Below are 14,797 nucleotides of genomic sequence, written 5' to 3'. Positions count from 1 at the left end.
CCTCCTACTCGCCCTCTGTCGAGCCGTCACTTTCCACGCCACCGCGTCGCAGGATGTGTGGAAAGTGACGTCTCGACAGATGGGCAGGGGGTGGGTGCGGGAGTAGCGTGAGGCCATGGCGAGCGAAGCTGTGGTGCTGACGGTCGAGGGCCCCCACGGGGTGCGCGAGGTGCGGGTGTCGAGCCCGTCGAGGGTGCTGTGGCCCGAGGTCGGCATCACGAAGCGCGAGCTAGCGGAGTACCTCATCGCGGTGGGAGACGCGTTCGTGGCGGCCAACGGCGACCGGCCTCTCTCGCTCGAGCGCTTCCCCGGTGGCATCGACGGCGAACGGTTCTTCTCGAAGAACCCGCCGAAGGGCGCACCGGACTACGTGCGCGCGGTGCCGGTGACCTACCCGAGCGGCCGCGTGCATCCGCAGCTCGTGGTCGACGAACCGGCCGTGGCGGTCTGGGCGGCCCAGATGAACACCGTCGTGTTCCACCCCTGGGCCTCCCGGGCGGGGGAGCCCGACCTCCCCGACCAGCTGAGGATCGACCTCGATCCGCAACCGGGAACGGGATTCGCCGAGGCCGTGACCGCCGCGTTCGCCCTGCGCGAGGTGCTCGCCGAGGCGCAGCTCGACGCGTTCGTGAAGACCTCGGGCAACCGGGGCCTGCATGTCTTCGCGCCGATCGAGCCGACCCACGAGTTCCTCGACGTCAGGCACGCGGTGATCGCCGCGGCCCGCGAGCTCGAACGGCGGATGCCCGAGCAGGTCACCACGCACTGGTGGAAGGAGGAGCGGGGCGAGCGCATCTTCGTGGACTTCAACCAGGCCAACCGCGACCGCACCATGGCCGGCGCCTACAGCCCGCGGGCGCTCGCCCACGCCCCCGTGTCGTGCCCCGTGACCTGGGAGGAGCTGCCCGAGGTCGATCCCCGCACCTTCACCCTGCGGAGCGTGCCCGAGCGACTCGCCGCGACCGGAGACCCGTGGTCGCGGATGCACGAGGCGCCCGGGCGCATCGACACGCTGCTGGGCTGGTGGGAGCGGGATCTCGGCGACGGGCTCGGGGAGCTGCCCTTCCCGCCCGACTTCCCGAAGATGCCCGGGGAACCGCCCCGCGTGCAGCCGAGCCGCGCCAAGAAGACCGCCGACTGACGGCTTCGCAGGCCCGCATGACGCCGGCGCCAGCGGTCAGGGGCCGCCGAGCACCTCGGCGAGGTCGTAGCCCTCGGGCTGCTCCAGCTGGTCGAAGCGGCACGACTCCGGTTCGCGGTCGATGCGCCAGCGCTCGATCTGCACGGTGTGCCGGAAGCGGGATCCCTCCATCTGGTCGTAGCGCACCTCCACGACGAGCCGGGGCTCGAGCGGCACGAACGACACGTCCTTCTTCGACGAGAAGCGGTTGCGCTCGCCCTCGGCGCGCACCACCTCGCCGTCGTCGCCCCGCTCGACGAGCGGCTCGAGCTCGTCGATGAGTTCGCGGCGGCGCTTGTCGGTGAACGCGGAGGCCCCGCCCACCTGGTGCAGCTCGCCGTCGTCTCCGTAGAGGCCGAGCAGCAGCGAGCCCACCCCGGTGCCGCTCGTGTGCACGCGGTAGCCCGTGACCACGACGTCGGCCGTGCGCCGGTGCTTGATCTTCTGCAGCACGCGCTTGCCCGGGGCGTAGGGCGCGGCGAGCGGCTTCGCGACGACGCCGTCCAGCCCCGCGCCCTCGAACTCCACGAGCCAGCGCCGGGCCAGCTCGACGTCGTGCGTCGTGCGCGAGAGTGCGAGCACCCCCCGGGCCTCTGCGGCCGGAACCCGTGCGATGAAGGCCTCGAGCGCCTCGCGCCGTTCGCCGAACGGCCGCTCCTGCAGGTCGTCGCCCTCCTCGCCGAGCAGGTCGAACGCCACGAACACGGCCGGGGTGGCCTCGGAGAGCGTGCGGATGCGGCTCTCGGCGGGGTGGATGCGCTGCGAGAGCGCCTCCCAGTCGAGCCGCTGGCGACCCGGATCTCCCGTGGGCACCACGATCTCGCCGTCGAGCACGCAGGGGCCGGGCAGCAGACGCGCCAGGGCGCTCGTGAGCTCGGGGAAGTAGCGGGTGAGGGGCTTCGAGCCGCGGCTCCCGATCTCGATCGACTCGCCGTCGAAGACGACGATGCCCCGAAAGCCGTCCCACTTCGGCTCGTAGAGGAAGCCGCCCGCCACGGCGCCCTGATCGGGCACCGCCGCGACGGCCTTGGCGAGCATGGGGGAGACGGGGGCGGGGGAGCTCGTGGTCATGTGTCGATCCTGCTCGCCCGTGGCGCGGATGCCTAGGGCTCGAGCAGGCCGATCAACTGCTGAGCGGAGTGGGCGAGATGCTCGCGCACGGCCTCCGCGCCGCGCCGGGCGACGGCCTCGAGGAAGCGGTCGTGCTGGTCGGCCATCTCGTCGGCCGGGAGGAGGGGGCGCAGCTGGTTGAGGAAGAGCAGCAGCTCGCTCTCGAGCCGGGCGTGCGCCTCGGTGATGCGCGGGCTCCCCGCTGCCGCCACGAGAGCGTGGTGGAGGTCGGCATGAGCGGTCTCGATGCCCCGGTGGTCGTGCGGGTGGGAGCGGCACACCTCGCGGAGGCGCTCGTTGGCCTCGATGACCGGGCGGGGCAGGGGGAGGGCGTCACCCGCATCGGTGACCCCGCGCATCCGCTCGCCGAGCAGCCGCACGGCCTCGGCCTCGAGTGCCGTGCGGTACTCCAGCAGCGCCCGCACGTCGGCGGCGGCGAAGGCGCGCACCCGGGCTCCACGGTAGGGCTCGATCGTCACGAGCCGCTCGGCCTCGAGCGCGCGGACAGCCGCGCGCACCGTGTGGCGGTTGACGCCGTGCTCCGCGGTGAGCGCCTCCTCGCGGAGCGGTGCACCCGGCGCGAGCTCCGCGTCGAGGATCTGCTCGCGCAGGCGACCGGCGACGGTCGCCACCGCGGTCGGCGCAGGAGGGTTCGCGGGCATGGCACGAGGCTAGCCGACGACCACCGGAGGCCGGCGGCGCGTGCGGGGCGGGCGGGGTCGTCGTATCCGTGTCAGTGTTGATCCATGTCCACCGACGACCCGAATGCGCGGCCGAGCCTGCGCTCACTCTTCACCGACAAGTTCGGCCAGCTCAGCGTGCGCAGCCTGCAGATCATCATCGTGCTGGCCCTCGCCACCATCGTGGTGTTCGCGCTCATCCAGCTCAAGCTCGTCGTCATCCCGGTGCTGCTCGCCCTCATCATCGCGGCGGCCCTCAGCCCCGTGCTGCGCTGGCTGAAGCGGCGGGGGCTCGGCGCCATGGCCGCCACCTGGGTGACGCTGCTCGCCGGCGTCGTGGTGTTCGGTGGCCTCGTCACGCTCATCGTCTTCGCCGTGCGCGGGCAGTGGGGCGAGCTCCGCGACTCCGCCGCCCAGGGCATCGACGACCTGCACGGTTTCGTGCTCGGACTGCCGTTCGACATCGATCAACAGCAGCTCGACAGCCTCCGCGACACCGTCGTCGACTTCCTCACCAGCAGCCAGTTCGGCACCGGCGCGCTCGCCGGGGTCTCGGCCGCCGGCGAGGTCATCACGGGCGCCGTGCTCATGATCGTCATCCTGTTCTTCTTCATGAAAGACGGGGCGCGCATCTGGGAGTTCCTGCTGAAGCCGTTCTCGGGGTACCGGCACGAGCGGGGCGAGCGGATCGGCGCCACCGCCGTGCGCGTGCTCGGCGGCTACGTGCGGGGCACGGCCACCATCGCGTTCGTCGACGCCGCAGGCATCGGGATCGGCCTCGCCGTGCTCGGCGTGCCGCTTGCGCTGCCGCTCGCGATCATCGTGTTCGTCGGCGCCTTCATCCCGCTCATCGGCGCCACCCTCGCCGGAGTGCTCGCAGCCCTCGTGGCGCTCGTGGCCAACGGGCCGCTGATCGCGCTGATCGTGATCGCGATCGTGGTGGCGGTCAACCAGCTCGAGGGCAACTTCCTGCAGCCCGTCGTGATGGCGCAGTCGCTGAAGCTGCACCCACTCGTCATCCTGATCGCGCTGACGGCGGGAACCATCCTCGGCGGCATCGTCGGCGCGGTGCTCTCGGTGCCGATCGCCGCCGTGGCCTGGGCCATCGTCAAGACGTGGAACGGCGAACCGGAGCCACCGCCCGAGCCGCCGAGGAAGCGCAAGCGGGCGGCCGGGGCTGCACCGGGGCCCACCCGACCTCTGAGCCCCAGGCCCTAGGGATCCGAAGCCCTCCGTCGACTCCGCCGTGGCGGAGTCGACGGAGGGCTGGAGTCGACGGGCCTCGCCGGTCCGTCGACTCCGACCTCACCGCCCGATCTCCGTCGATTCAGCTTGGGTCAGGTCGGTGCCACCCGGGAACGGCGCTACTTCAGCAGGGCCCGCACGAGGAGGGCGACGCCCGTCCCCACGGCGGCGACCACGACAACAGCGCCCACGGCCGCGGCGGGGTGGCGCTTGACGCCCTCCACCGGGTCGGCCTTGATGTCCTCGACCACCTCGCGCGTGCGGGCGCCCACGTCGAGGCGGTACTCGAGCTCCTTCACGAGCTCGGAGAGCCGGGCGCGCTCGGCCGCGATGTCGGCCTTCAGCTCTGGACGGCTCCGCTTCGGCGGTGCTTCCGCCGGCTGACCGTCGGGGCCCACCGGCTGGTCGGGCTGCACCGACCGCGCTTTGATCGCCGCTCGTGCGACCTCGGCCACGGCCCCGGGAATGCTCAGCTGGTCATCGGCAGGATTCCCCGTCGGGCCGGGGACACCGGCCCGCTTCTTCGTGTCGGCGGCCTTCTCCATCAACGACGGGCCTTGTGGAGCAGCTCGTCGGCCTTGTCGCCCACGACGTCGCCGACCTTGCCGGCCGCGGTGCCGATCGCGTCGCCGGCGGAGTGCACGGCCGACTGTACGTGCTCGTCGTTCCACAGCTCCTTGGCCTTCGAGCGGATCTGCTCGTAGCGACGGCGCCCCGCGCGCGCGCCGAGCACGTAGCCGAGTGCGAAAGCGGCGACCAATGCGATCTTCTTCATGAGGATGCTCCTGACCGGTCCGCCCGGTGGCGGTCCTGTTCACACCATCGTGACCCGCTTCAACAGAAACGCAACCTCCCGGCTCCCTCGATCACGTGCGGACGGCCGGCTCGACCGCCGCCAGGTCGCCCTCGATGCCGATCTCGACGAGCACGACCTCGCCGGCCAGCCGGGCGCCGTGCCCGCGCAGCAGCCCCGCCTTCACGCCGCCGAAGGTCACGGTGAGGTCGGCGGGCAGCACAATGTCGTCGGCCGTCTCGCCGGAGTCAGGGTCGATCCCGCTCGGGATGTCGACCGCCACCACGAGGGGTCCTGTCACGCCCTCGGGGAGCTCGCGCGACAGCGCCGCCAGCTCGGCACGGATGCCGTGGACGACCTCGCGCGCTGCACCGCGGAGGGCAGGGCTGTCGGCGGTGGTGCCGGTGCCGAGGATGCCGTCGACGATCACCGCCGTCTCCCGGAGGAGGGCGGGGAGACCGGGCGGTGCTTCCGGCGCGGTCTCCACGAACCGCACGCCGGCGGCGTGGGCCGCCTCGCTCCCGGCCTCGTGCATTCTGCTGCCGACGCCGATCGCGCGCACCTCGACACCGGAGGCCGCCAGTTCGGCACCCGCGAACAGGGCGTCGCCGCCGTTGTCGCCCGACCCGACTAGCAGGAGCACGCCTCCGGCCGGGGGCCGGCCCCGCCCCGCCGATGCAGCGGATGCCCCGTCGAGCACGCGCCGGATCTCGGTCGCCAGGCCGTGAGCGGCACGCTGCATGAGCGGTTCTCCTGCGGCCAGATGCGGCGCCTCGGCGTCGCGCACCTGGCGAGCGGTGTATCCCGAAGTCATGCGCCCATCCTCGACGCTCAGGTGTATCGATAGCGGCGCATGGAGTCTTCTCCCAGAAACCGCGCACATACTTGTGGCTTCAATCGTTCGAGCGGGTGACCAGGTGCGGTCTGCCCCGAACGACACATCGAAGCCCGGATCGACCCATCGACGCCGTGGCTCCACCGTGACCCGACACCGACCGTCACCGCCACCGCCCCGCCTGGCGCACCCGCGCGCCCCCGCGCCGTCCGGCCGAGGCACACCCAGGTGGCCTGAACCCAGGGAAGACATGAACCCGGCTCCACCCGCACGGCCTGAGACATCCGCCACCACCGGCACGCCCGCCCCCGGCAGCACCCCCGCAACCCGCAGCACCTCCACCCCCGGCACCGCGGCCGCGGGCCACCCCACGCGCCGCTCGCTCCGCGACGCCCGGGAGGCGGAGGCCCGCTCGGTCCGCGGCTCCGGCCACCGCGGTCGCGCCGCGATCGCTCCCGTCGCCGCCACCCTCGTGGCGGGCCTCCTCGTGACCGGCGGCGCCTTCACGAACCCCCTCATGGCGCACGCCGAGAGCGTCACGGGCACCCGCGTGGTGTCGACGGCCTCGGCCGACGCTCCTGCCGACGGCTCCTCCGCCTTCTTCGTGCGCGCCTCGGAGAAGGCCGACGCCCGGGCCGCAGCAGCACTCGATGCCGGCAACGCGACACTCGGCGCGGTGGCGGGCAAAGTCGACACCGCCCCGCTCGTGGCCTCCTTGGCGTCGCTCGCGAACTACGCCTACCTCGACACGACGACCGTGCAGACCCTCACCACCGCCGCCGCCGTGCACACCGGTGCGGCCACCGTGCAGGCCGCGGCCGTCGACAAGGCCGTCGCCGACGCTGCGGCTGAGGCGGCCGCCGCCGCTGCTGCCGCCGAAGCCGCTGCTGCCGCTGAGGCGGAAGCGGCAGCGCAGGCCGCTGCCGAGCGCCTCGCCCTGGCGAACACGCCGGACGGCGCCCGCGCCGTGGCCGCCGACCTCGTGGCCGAGCGCGGCTGGGGCAGCGACCAGATGCAGTGCCTCGACTCCCTCTGGACCAAGGAGTCCGGCTGGAACTACCAGGCCGAGAACGCCTCGAGCGGTGCCTACGGCATCCCGCAGTCGCTGCCCGGCAGCAAGATGGCGTCGGTCGCCGACGACTGGGCCACCAACGCTGTCACGCAGATCACCTGGGGGCTCGACTACATCTCGCGCGGCTACGGCACCCCGTGCTCCGCGTGGTCGCACTCGCAGTCGGTCAACTGGTACTGATCCGACGGTTGCCCACGATCGCGCGGTGCAGGATGGTTGTATGGCATCGCTCCAGCGCGGCATCCGCAGGGCCGTGGCGAGATTCTCGCGCTCCCGGTTCTTCCGGCGGTTCGGGCCGGCCGTCATGCCACCGCTCGAGCGCGTCTGGAAGGTCCTGAACCGAGGCGGCCGGCCTCTCAGCGGCGTGCTCGTGCCCTCGCTCGTGCTGCACACGACCGGAGCGAGGAGCGGGCTGCCCCGCTCCACCGAGCTCATGTACTGCCCTGAGCCGGACGGCGCGCTGCTCGTGACCGGCAGCAACTTCGCCGGAGAGAACCATCCCGCCTGGAGTGCCAACCTGATCGCCCATCCCGACGCGGTCGTCGAGGTGGGGCGCCGGAGCATCCGCGTGCGCGCCGAGCTCGTGGGCGACGACGAGAGGGAAGCCGTCTGGGCCTTCATCGAGGCGCAGTGGCCGGGCTACCGCGGCTACGAGCGCGCCTCGGGCCGCACGCTCCGCATCTTCCGCCTCACCCGGATGCCCTGAGCGGCGGCATCCGTCCCACCGGAGCACAAGGGCTTGACTACGCTGGCAGTCATGGGTGAAACAGGGATCGACGACGAGGCCATCGATCGGGAGCGCTTCGAGCAGCTGCGGATCGCGGCGGTGGAGCGGCTCAACCTCTTCGCCACACCAGGCGAGGAGCGATTCGACCGCATCACCCGCATCGCCCGCGAGCTGTTCGCCGTTCCGGTGGCCGAGATCAACCTGCTCGACGCGACGCGGCAGTTCACGAAGTCGCCCCAGCCGAAGGATGCGGAGCCGTTCAGCCCGCGTTCGCAGTCGTTCTGCGACATCACCATCCAGCGCCCCGAGATCCTCGTGGTGCCGGATGCGACGAAGGACGACCGCTTCTCGTGGCGCGACACCGTCACGGGGGAGCGGCACATCCGCTTCTACGCCGGACGCCCGCTCAGCCTCGGCGACGACCACCGCGTGGGCACGCTGTGCCTCGTCGACACGGCTCCGCGCGAGTTCAGCGCCGACCAGGAGCGACTGCTCGAGGAGCTAGGCGACTGGGTGGAGCGCGAACTGCAGGACTCCGCCGACCTCGACCGCGCCGCCGAGGTGCAGCAGCAACTGCTGCCGCAGGCGCAGCCGGGGCTCCCCGCCTTCGAGGTGGCGGGCGTGTGCCTCCCCGCGCGCACGGTGGCCGGCGACTTCTACTCCTGGCACGGCTCGGAGGGCGGCATCGAGCTGACCCTCGCCGACGTGATGGGCAAGGGCACCGCCGGGGCCATCCTCGCCGCCACGGTGCGCGCGGCGTTCCAGTCGCAGACGGGTTTCGACGTAGTGGAGGCGATCGAGCACGTGAACGCGCAGCTCGCGAACGACCTCGGCCAGACCGGTTCGTTCGCCACCCTCTTCCACGCCCGCATCGACACCGCGAGCGGACGCATCCGCTTCGCCGACGCCGGTCACGGGCTCAGCGTCGTGGTGCACCCGGACGGTGGCTACGAGCGGCTCGACGCCACCGGGCTGCCGATCGGCATCGTGCAGGACGGCCTGTGGACGGCCGCCGAGACGACGCTCGCGCCGGGGGACCGGCTGATCACCTTCACCGACGGGCTCCTCGACCTCTACGACGGCACGCTCGACTCGCTCGACGACATCACCGCCATCGTGGCGGGCTCCGAGTCGCCGGCTGCGGCGGCGGAGACGATCTCGGCGCTGGTCGCCGGCAGCGGTGGCGGCGACGACGACGTCACCGCCGTGATCGTCTTCCGCAGGAGCTGAGGGTCAGCTGCCGCCGGACTCCCGCGCGCGGCTGATCGACCACACGTTGCGCTCGTCGACCCGCTCGTAGCGGAGGTCGTCGACGAGCGCCTGGATGAGCGCGATGCCGCGGCCGGACTCGCTCAGCTCGTCGGGCATCGAGCGGTCCATGAGCACGATGCCGCCCGCATCCGCGGTGTCGGCGAGCGACGCCGAGAGGCCGTTCTCGTCGGCGTCGACCGTCAGCACGCACGTGACGCCGCCCTCGCCCGCGGCGTGCTGGATGACGTTGGAGGCGAGCTCGATGAGGGCGGTCTCGAACGCCATCCGGTCGAACTCGCTCACCCCGGGGTTCGCCTCCCACACGGTCTCGAGGAACTCGTGCACGGCGTCCACGTCGTCCGGCGGTGCGCTGAAGACGAGGTTCTGGCGCTCCTCAGTCACGGTAGGCCTCCTCGGTGCTGTCGAAGGCGGGCAGGATCCTGTCGACGTTGGAGAGCTTCAGCACCATCGAGACCTGCGTCGATGGCCGCACGATCCGGAGGTCGCCGCCCTTCTCCCTGGCGGTCTTGAGGCCGGCGATGAGGGCGCCGAGGCCGGAGGAGTCCATGAAGGGGATGCGGCTGAGGTCGACGACGACGCGCGCGCGCCCGGCCTCGACCGAGCGCTTGACCGCCTCCCGGAGGGCGGGGCCCGAGACCATGTTCAACCGCCCGTCGCCACGGATGACGACGATGTCGTCACCGATCGATTCGGTCTGGAACTCCATTGCCGGATACCCCCTCGAAGTAAGCTGGTCCCAGGCTAGCGAAAGGAGAGGTCATGCCCGACCCGGAACGCGCCATCGCGCGCATCGTGCAGACCTATCCCGGCGTGAAGGTCGTGCTGAGCGACATGGTGTTCGCCGACTCCTATTTCCATCAGGCGGGCGCCGACGGGGGAACGCTCTACCTCAACGCCGAGCTCATCGGGATCATCGCCGCCCAGCCCGGCTGGACCGGCACGATCGTGACGACCGAGCCGCTTCCCGACGCGTGAACGTCCCCAACACCATCTCGATCGGGCGCCTCGTCGTCCTGACACCGTTGTTCGTCGTGGTGCTGCTGGTCTGGGAGAGCCCGTTCTGGGCGCTCGTCGTGCTGATCGTGCTCGGCATCACCGACTGGGCCGACGGCTTCATCGCGCGCCGCTTCGACCTCACCACCGATCTCGGCAAGAAGCTCGACCCGATCGCCGACAGGGTGAGCCAGTTCGCGGTGTGCGTGACGCTCGTCGCGGCCGGGATCGTCCCGATGTGGATGGCGGCCGTGCTGCTCGTGGCCGATCTGCTGCTCGGCGTCACCGTGCTCGTCACGAAGCCCGGCATCGTGCCCGTGCGCGTCATCGGGCGGCTCCGCACCGTGCTGCTCATGGTGGGGTTCCCGCTGCTGCTCCTGATCGAATGGCTCGCACCCACGAACGGCGCGCTCGTGCTGTTCGGGCTGGCGTGGGTGGGTGTGGCGGTGCTGCTGCACGCCATCGCGAACCTCGACTACACGGTGCAGCTGCTGCGCGACCGGCGGGCAGCCGGCCCTCGGGTGCGAGCGGACCGGGCGGCCCGCGGGTAGAGGTCGGTTCGTGGAGGCACCTACGGGATTCGAACCCGTGTACACGGTTTTGCAGACCGCTGCGTAGCCACTCCGCCAAGGCGCCGGGGTGCTCCACGACCCTAGTCGACGTTGCGGCGGCGATCGGCATTGTTACGAACCCCCGTGCTCGTCCCGGCGGCCCTCGGCGGGGCAGCGGCGGCGCTGGCGGTGGCCAGGGAGGTCGTGCCAGGGTAGGGACATGACAACGGAGTCACACAGGCGGGCGGTCCTGCGCTTTTCCACCGCCGGGGGAGTCGCGACCTTCCTCTCCAGCTTCCTCTCGATCCAGGCCGTCGTGGTGCTGTCGGCCAAGGCCGATCTCGGGTTCTCGGGGTCGTTCCTCGTCCTCGGCGTGCAGATCGCCCTCCTCCTCGCGGCCTGCTCCGCGGTGGGCGCGGCCCTCGGCTGGCGGAACGGCGCGCGCCTCCTGCCGACCCGGCTCGGGTCGGTGCTCGTCGGGATCGGCGCCGCGCTGTTCGTGGTGGTCGCGGCCATCGTGACGGCCGTCGCGCTCGTGCCCGAGCTCTGGGTGGTGCTCTGGATCGTGCCGGTGCCCGCTGTCGCGGGAGGCATCGCGGCGTGGGCGTCGGTGCGCCGGAAGCCGTCCCGGGCACTCTCTGCGGCACCGTTGCAGCAACCTGCCGGGTTCGAGCGGCATCCGCTGCTGGAGGTGCTGATCGATCGGCTGCGGGCGCCCGACGAGGTGCTCCTGCACGACCCCAAGCGCCTCCACCTGGCCGAGCGTCGGGCGGCAGCGCATCGCCCTCGCTCCGGCGCCGCTGCGCCCGTCTAGACCGGCTGGGTCGCGCCGCTGATCAGGCCGTGACGGCCGCAAGCGGCCGGGCCGCCGACACGATGACCAGCTCCGCCTCCGGCCACCTGGCGAGCAGGAAGTCGCCGGCCGCGCGCATCCGCTCGTCGTCGTCTGCGCCCACCAGGGCGACGACGTCGACGGCCGGGAGGCTCTGCTCGATGCAGGTGAGCGCCTCGGTGATGGTGGGCAGGTCGGCGTGCCGGAGCTCGGCCGGCACGATCGAGTCGGCGTAGGAGTTGACGAGCAACGCGAACGGCTCGACGTCGCGCGAGAGCACGGCGACCTCCTGCGACTCCTCGAGCAGGGCCTCGGCGAGAGCCCTCCCGCCGACGTTGTCCTCGCTCACGATGCACCACACTTCCGACATGGCCTGACCTCCCGGATCGTCTTTCCCCGATCCTCCCGGAGCCTCGGAGCCCGCGGATCAGTCCCGGGTCCCGGATGCCGCGTGCTCGGCGGTACCCAGGTGCCACGTGTCGGCATCCGCGTGGTGATGGGTGTGCCGGTCGGTGTCGCTCGTGGTGGCGACGACGGCCGCGAAGACCGCCCACAGCACGAGCCCGGTGAGGACGACGACGAAGAACAGCATGAGGAGCACCTTCCGTGGAGATGGACTTGCGATACCTCCACGGTGCTCGCTGAGCACCCCGGTCCACCTCCGCCGTCTGCCCTATCTCCCCGCCGCCACCCGGCCCGTCCCATAAGCCCCCGCCCACATGCAGGTGAGTCGCGCCGAAGTGTCGTCACCCGGCCCTTCTCGGGCGGAATGAGGACACTTCGACGCGACTCACAGGTGCGTCTGGGTGGGGGCGGGGGTCAGGCGGCCAGGAGCTGCTCCGGGGTCACCGCTGGCGTGGTGCCCGGGGTGACCGTGAGGGCGCCGGCGGGGGCGTCGAGGGTGACGGTGCCGCCGTCGGCGAGGGTGCCCGCCACGAGCAGGTCGGCGATGCGGTCGTCGACGTTGCGCTGGATGACCCGGCGGAGCGGACGCGCTCCGTACTCGGGCTCGTAGCCGTTGTCGGCCATCCAGTCGATCGCGGCCTCCGTGACCTCGAGGGTGATCTCCCGCGCGCCGAGCCGGGCGCGGGTGGCGCCCAGCAGCAGCGACACGATCTGACGCAGCTGCGCCTTCTCGAGCTTCCGGAACAGCACGATCTCATCGATCCGGTTGAGGAACTCCGGCCGCATGGCCTCACGGAGCTTGCCCATCACGCGGTCGCGCAGCGCCTTGTCCGAGCCGAAGCCCGTGGCGTCGTAGGAGCCGTCGGGTGCGGCGGCCACGAAGCCCATCGCGCCTGAGCGCGAGGCCAGGAACTCCGAACCGAGGTTCGAGGTCATGATCACGACAGTGTTGCGGAAGTCGACCGTGCGACCCTGCGAGTCGGTGAGCCGCCCGTCGTCGAGCACCTGCAGGAGCAGGTTGAAGACATCCGGGTGCGCCTTCTCGATCTCGTCGAACAGCACCACTGAGTAGGGGTTGCGGCGCACGCGCTCGGTCAGCTGGCCGGCCTCGTCGTAGCCGACGTATCCGGGAGGGGCGCCGACCAGGCGGGAGACCGTGTGGCGCTCGCCGAACTCCGACATGTCGAAGCGCAGCATCGCCGAGGCGTCGCCGAACAGCGACTCCGCGAGCGACTTCGCGAGCTCGGTCTTGCCGACGCCCGTGGGGCCGAGGAACAGGAACGAGCCGATCGGCCGGTTCGCGTCGCCCATGCCCGTGCGGTTGCGGCGCACGGCCTTGGCGACCACCGTGACGGCGTCGTCCTGACCGATGACGCGCTCGTGCAGCTCGCCCTCGAGGGCGGCCAGACGGGTGCGGTCGACGTCTCCGAGGCGTGACACGGGGATGCCGGTCGCCCGGGAGATGACGGCGGCGATCTCGGCCTCATCGACCACCGCGTGCGGGTCGACACCTCCGGAGGCGCGTTCCGACGCCACGCGGTGGGCCACCGACGTGGCCTCGGCGAGCTGGTGCTGGATGTCCTCGATCTCGTCGCGGATACGCGAGGCCTCCTCGTAGTGCTCGGCCGAGACGGCCGCGTTCTTCGCGCCCTCGAGGGCGGCGAGGTCGGCCTGCAGCGCCGAGATGTCGACCACTTCGGGCACCGTGCCGAGCGAGAGCCGCAGACGCGCGCCGGCCTGGTCGATGAGGTCGATCGCCTTGTCGGGCAGGAAGCGGTCGCTCACGTAGCGTGCCGAGAGCTCGACGGCGGCCGAGAGGGCGGCATCGGTGTAGCTCACGCCGTGGTGCTCCTCGTAGGCGGGGCGGAGGCCCTGCAGGATGAGCACGGCGTCGTCGGCCGAGGGCTCGCCCACGGTCACGGGCGAGAACCGGCGCTCGAGGGCGGGATCCTTCTCGATGCCGCGGTACTCCTTGAGGGTCGTGGCGCCCACGAGGTGCAGGTCACCCCGGGCCAGACGAGGCTTCAGGATGTTGCCCGCGTCCATGCCGCCCTCGCCGGAACCGCCGGCGCCGACGACGGTGTGGATCTCGTCGATGAACACGATCAGCTCGTCCTTGTGAGCCGCGATCTCGTCCATCAGCGTGGTCAGGCGCTCCTCGAAGTCGCCGCGGAACCGGGTGCCCGCGAGCATCGCGGGCAGGTCGAGCGAGACCACGCGCTTGCCGCGCAGCTGCTCGGGCACCGCGCCGTCGACGATCGCCTGGGCGATGCCATCGACGATGGCCGTCTTGCCGACGCCCGCCTCGCCGATGAGCACCGGGTTGTTCTTGGTGCGGCGCGAGAGGATCTCGACGGTCTGCTCGATCTCGTCCTTTCGGCCGATGACAGGGTCGAGCTCGTCGGCCGCCGCGAGGGCGGTGAGGTCGGTGCCGAACTTGTCGAGGGTGGGGGTGGCCGAGGCGTCGTCCGACGCTCCGGATGCGGCGGCCGCCTGTGCGGCGGGGTCACCGAGTCCGGCCGCGCCGGAGGACGCACCGAGGTTCTGGCGCAGGCCCTCCTGCAGCGCATCCGGGGTCACGCCGGCCTGGGCCAGCACCTGGCCGGCGGGGGAGTCCTGGTTGATGACGAGCGCGAAGAAGAGGTGCTCGGGGTCGATGTAGGTCGATCCCGATGCGCGTGCCACCTGGTAGGCGTGGAACAGCGCGCGCTGAGCGCTCTGGGTGAGAGCCGGGGCCGTGACCGGGTCGCCGCTCTGCGCGGGAAGGCGCGACTCGGCGGCACGCACGATGGCCGCCGGGTCGGCGCCCACGCCGCGGATGGCGTCGGAGGCCGGCTGCTGGGGCGCGATCGTGCGCAGGATGTGCAGGGCGTCGAGCTCGCGGTGGCCGCGGCCGATGGCATACTGGCCGGCCTCGGCGAGCAGCTCCTGCGTGCGGCGGCTGATGAGCTTGCTGAGGTCGATGGAGCGCCCGGCCCGTGCCGCGCGCTGCTCGCCCTCGAGGTAGCGGGCGAGGAACTCGTCGAACGAGTTGCCGCCGTTCTCCTGGGCGCCGTCTGGGGTGAAGTTCTCGGGCACGAAACCTCCTGGTTTGAAAACTTG

General features: G+C 71.8%; 18 protein-coding genes and 1 tRNA gene. 8 read left to right on the top strand and 11 right to left on the bottom strand.

All coding sequences use genetic code 11. The features are described from left to right. Positions 1-115: 115 nt before the first annotated feature. A complete protein-coding gene (ligD, locus tag N1028_RS16555) occupies positions 116-1,141 on the top strand; it encodes a non-homologous end-joining DNA ligase (RefSeq protein ID WP_259530498.1) in 1,026 nt (341 codons plus the stop codon). 36 nt (positions 1,142-1,177) lie between these two features. Here ligD and N1028_RS16550 read toward each other — a convergent pair whose 3' ends face one another. Continuing rightward, positions 1,178-2,251: an ATP-dependent DNA ligase gene (locus N1028_RS16550; protein WP_259530497.1), complete on the bottom strand. Its 1,074-nt coding sequence runs from the start codon at positions 2,249-2,251 to the stop codon at positions 1,178-1,180. A 32-nt stretch (positions 2,252-2,283) separates the two neighbouring features. Next, positions 2,284-2,952: a GntR family transcriptional regulator gene (locus N1028_RS16545; protein WP_259530496.1), complete on the bottom strand. Its 669-nt coding sequence runs from the start codon at positions 2,950-2,952 to the stop codon at positions 2,284-2,286. Between the two features lie 84 nt (positions 2,953-3,036). Here N1028_RS16545 and N1028_RS16540 point away from each other — a divergent pair, with 84 nt between their 5' ends. Further along, the gene (locus tag N1028_RS16540; RefSeq protein WP_259530495.1) at positions 3,037-4,188 is read left to right on the top strand and encodes an AI-2E family transporter; all 1,152 of its coding nucleotides are present in this window, start codon (positions 3,037-3,039) and stop codon (positions 4,186-4,188) included. 146 nt (positions 4,189-4,334) lie between these two features. Here the strand turns inward: N1028_RS16540 and N1028_RS16535 are convergent, their stop codons facing one another. From N1028_RS16535 to N1028_RS16525, 3 genes are all read right to left on the bottom strand, one after another. Then, positions 4,335-4,760 carry a DUF3618 domain-containing protein gene (locus tag N1028_RS16535; RefSeq protein ID WP_259530494.1) on the bottom strand — a complete coding sequence of 142 codons (426 nt, stop codon included), beginning with the start codon at positions 4,758-4,760 and terminating at the stop codon, positions 4,335-4,337. Then, positions 4,760-4,990, bottom strand: coding sequence for a hypothetical protein (locus tag N1028_RS16530; protein ID WP_259530493.1), 231 nt, complete (start codon positions 4,988-4,990; stop codon positions 4,760-4,762). The genes N1028_RS16535 and N1028_RS16530 overlap by 1 nt, the downstream gene beginning before the upstream one ends. A gap of 91 nt (positions 4,991-5,081) precedes the next feature. Further along, complete coding sequence (locus N1028_RS16525; RefSeq protein WP_259530492.1) at positions 5,082-5,822, bottom strand: NAD(P)H-hydrate epimerase; 741 nt, start codon at positions 5,820-5,822, stop codon at positions 5,082-5,084. A gap of 271 nt (positions 5,823-6,093) precedes the next feature. Between N1028_RS16525 and N1028_RS16520 the strand changes: the two genes are divergently transcribed. Genes N1028_RS16520 through N1028_RS16510 form a run of 3 tightly spaced genes read left to right on the top strand, consistent with a single transcriptional unit; the run spans position 6,094 to position 8,872 of the window. Continuing rightward, a complete protein-coding gene (locus tag N1028_RS16520) occupies positions 6,094-7,095 on the top strand; it encodes an aggregation-promoting factor C-terminal-like domain-containing protein (protein WP_259530491.1) in 1,002 nt (333 codons plus the stop codon). Between the two features lie 40 nt (positions 7,096-7,135). Continuing rightward, on the top strand, positions 7,136-7,621 hold the full coding sequence (locus tag N1028_RS16515) for a nitroreductase family deazaflavin-dependent oxidoreductase (RefSeq protein ID WP_259530490.1): 486 nt from the start codon (positions 7,136-7,138) through the stop codon (positions 7,619-7,621). Between the two features lie 51 nt (positions 7,622-7,672). Next, positions 7,673-8,872, top strand: a complete 1,200-nt coding sequence (locus tag N1028_RS16510) for a PP2C family protein-serine/threonine phosphatase (RefSeq protein ID WP_259530489.1) — start codon at positions 7,673-7,675, stop codon at positions 8,870-8,872. 3 nt (positions 8,873-8,875) lie between these two features. On the opposite strand, the gene N1028_RS16505 is transcribed toward N1028_RS16510, so the two are convergent. Next, positions 8,876-9,295: an ATP-binding protein gene (locus N1028_RS16505; protein WP_259530488.1), complete on the bottom strand. Its 420-nt coding sequence runs from the start codon at positions 9,293-9,295 to the stop codon at positions 8,876-8,878. Further along, positions 9,288-9,620, bottom strand: coding sequence for an STAS domain-containing protein (locus N1028_RS16500; RefSeq protein WP_259530487.1), 333 nt, complete (start codon positions 9,618-9,620; stop codon positions 9,288-9,290). The genes N1028_RS16505 and N1028_RS16500 overlap by 8 nt, the downstream gene beginning before the upstream one ends. Positions 9,621-9,673: 53 nt before the next feature. Between N1028_RS16500 and N1028_RS16495 the strand changes: the two genes are divergently transcribed. Both N1028_RS16495 and N1028_RS16490 read left to right on the top strand, forming a co-directional pair. Then, the gene (locus tag N1028_RS16495) at positions 9,674-9,889 is read left to right on the top strand and encodes a hypothetical protein (protein ID WP_259530486.1); all 216 of its coding nucleotides are present in this window, start codon (positions 9,674-9,676) and stop codon (positions 9,887-9,889) included. Next, on the top strand, positions 9,886-10,458 hold the full coding sequence (locus N1028_RS16490) for a CDP-alcohol phosphatidyltransferase family protein (protein ID WP_259530485.1): 573 nt from the start codon (positions 9,886-9,888) through the stop codon (positions 10,456-10,458). The genes N1028_RS16495 and N1028_RS16490 overlap by 4 nt, the downstream gene beginning before the upstream one ends. Before the next feature lie 11 nt (positions 10,459-10,469). Here the strand turns inward: N1028_RS16490 and N1028_RS16485 are convergent. Further along, positions 10,470-10,543: transfer RNA gene (locus N1028_RS16485), tRNA-Cys, on the bottom strand. 135 nt (positions 10,544-10,678) lie between these two features. On the opposite strand from N1028_RS16485, the gene N1028_RS16480 reads away from it, so the two are divergent. Next, positions 10,679-11,272: a hypothetical protein gene (locus tag N1028_RS16480; RefSeq protein ID WP_259530484.1), complete on the top strand. Its 594-nt coding sequence runs from the start codon at positions 10,679-10,681 to the stop codon at positions 11,270-11,272. 22 nt (positions 11,273-11,294) lie between these two features. Here the strand turns inward: N1028_RS16480 and N1028_RS16475 are convergent, their stop codons facing one another. The 3 genes from N1028_RS16475 to N1028_RS16465 all read right to left on the bottom strand — a co-directional run bounded on the left by N1028_RS16475 (position 11,295) and on the right by N1028_RS16465 (position 14,773). After that, positions 11,295-11,639, bottom strand: a complete 345-nt coding sequence (locus N1028_RS16475; RefSeq protein ID WP_259530483.1) for a hypothetical protein — start codon at positions 11,637-11,639, stop codon at positions 11,295-11,297. A 78-nt stretch (positions 11,640-11,717) separates the two neighbouring features. Further along, positions 11,718-11,882 (bottom strand): hypothetical protein, encoded by a 165-nt coding sequence (locus tag N1028_RS16470; RefSeq protein ID WP_259530482.1) that lies wholly within the window; start codon positions 11,880-11,882, stop codon positions 11,718-11,720. Between the two features lie 227 nt (positions 11,883-12,109). After that, positions 12,110-14,773, bottom strand: a complete 2,664-nt coding sequence (locus tag N1028_RS16465) for an ATP-dependent Clp protease ATP-binding subunit (protein WP_259530481.1) — start codon at positions 14,771-14,773, stop codon at positions 12,110-12,112. Between the last annotated feature and the right edge of the window lie 24 nt (positions 14,774-14,797).

The organism is Herbiconiux oxytropis, assembly GCF_024979315.1.
Classification (GTDB): domain Bacteria; phylum Actinomycetota; class Actinomycetes; order Actinomycetales; family Microbacteriaceae; genus Herbiconiux; species Herbiconiux oxytropis.
Note: the sequence above shows the minus strand (reverse complement) of the source record. Positions and strands in the feature narration are given on the sequence as shown.

What these genes read in the sequence shown, in the direction of transcription:
- N1028_RS16520 (WP_259530491.1), top strand. Translation starts at nt 6,094, where the DNA reads ATGAACCCGGCTCCACCCGCACGGCCTGAGACATCCGCCACCACCGGC.
- ligD (WP_259530498.1), top strand. Translation starts at nt 116, where the DNA reads ATGGCGAGCGAAGCTGTGGTGCTGACGGTCGAGGGCCCCCACGGGGTG.
- N1028_RS16525 (WP_259530492.1), bottom strand. Translation starts at nt 5,822, where the DNA reads ATGACTTCGGGATACACCGCTCGCCAGGTGCGCGACGCCGAGGCGCCG.
- N1028_RS16550 (WP_259530497.1), bottom strand. Translation starts at nt 2,251, where the DNA reads ATGACCACGAGCTCCCCCGCCCCCGTCTCCCCCATGCTCGCCAAGGCC.
- N1028_RS16500 (WP_259530487.1), bottom strand. Translation starts at nt 9,620, where the DNA reads ATGGAGTTCCAGACCGAATCGATCGGTGACGACATCGTCGTCATCCGT.
- N1028_RS16540 (WP_259530495.1), top strand. Translation starts at nt 3,037, where the DNA reads ATGTCCACCGACGACCCGAATGCGCGGCCGAGCCTGCGCTCACTCTTC.
- N1028_RS16480 (WP_259530484.1), top strand. Translation starts at nt 10,679, where the DNA reads ATGACAACGGAGTCACACAGGCGGGCGGTCCTGCGCTTTTCCACCGCC.
- N1028_RS16510 (WP_259530489.1), top strand. Translation starts at nt 7,673, where the DNA reads ATGGGTGAAACAGGGATCGACGACGAGGCCATCGATCGGGAGCGCTTC.
- N1028_RS16530 (WP_259530493.1), bottom strand. Translation starts at nt 4,990, where the DNA reads ATGAAGAAGATCGCATTGGTCGCCGCTTTCGCACTCGGCTACGTGCTC.
- N1028_RS16535 (WP_259530494.1), bottom strand. Translation starts at nt 4,760, where the DNA reads ATGGAGAAGGCCGCCGACACGAAGAAGCGGGCCGGTGTCCCCGGCCCG.
- N1028_RS16470 (WP_259530482.1), bottom strand. Translation starts at nt 11,882, where the DNA reads ATGCTGTTCTTCGTCGTCGTCCTCACCGGGCTCGTGCTGTGGGCGGTC.
- N1028_RS16495 (WP_259530486.1), top strand. Translation starts at nt 9,674, where the DNA reads ATGCCCGACCCGGAACGCGCCATCGCGCGCATCGTGCAGACCTATCCC.
- N1028_RS16545 (WP_259530496.1), bottom strand. Translation starts at nt 2,952, where the DNA reads ATGCCCGCGAACCCTCCTGCGCCGACCGCGGTGGCGACCGTCGCCGGT.
- N1028_RS16515 (WP_259530490.1), top strand. Translation starts at nt 7,136, where the DNA reads ATGGCATCGCTCCAGCGCGGCATCCGCAGGGCCGTGGCGAGATTCTCG.